The sequence below is a fragment of the Aeromonas sp. Prich7-2 genome, assembly GCF_017939255.1.
GTDB classification, from domain to species: Bacteria; Pseudomonadota; Gammaproteobacteria; order Enterobacterales; family Aeromonadaceae; genus Aeromonas; species Aeromonas caviae.
The window spans coordinates 1-420 of the sequence record NZ_JAGKRI010000320.1 but is presented as its reverse complement, the minus strand read 5'-3'; the positions used below and the strand labels follow the sequence as shown (position 1 = coordinate 420).

Annotated in this window: 1 pseudogene; it reads left to right on the top strand. The window is 44.0% G+C overall.

Going from position 1 to position 420, the window contains the following annotated elements:
• A pseudogene (locus J9892_RS22435) lies at window positions 1–132 on the top strand (IS4 family transposase); the annotation flags it as partial.
• Window positions 133–420: the final 288 nt, after the last annotated feature.

Genomic DNA, 420 nt, shown 5'->3' with positions numbered 1-420 from the left:
GCGCTGACAGAAATAAGGGAAAGACTGGAATGGGCAGCTGATTATTTGGCCAAGAACGCTTGCCGAACCAAGCAGAGAAAATCGATACAGAACAGGACCTTGGAAGGAGTTTTAAAGGGACTCAACGCTTAAGGTCCTGTACATGATTGCACCCTACGGTAATACACCCTGTGAGGACGAAATTTAAGCATCTATTTCTCTTAAATCTTCAATTATTGGGGTGAGCCATCCAACAACTTGAGAAGTGAAAATTTCCCATGAGGGGTGTTTAGATGCTAGGGAAGGTGCGAATAAGCGGGGAAATTCTTCTCGGCTGACTCAGTCATTTCATTTCTTCATGTTTGAGCCGATTTTTTCTCCCGTAAATGCCTTGAATCAGCCTATTTAGACCGTTTCTTCGCCATTTAAGGCGTTATCCCC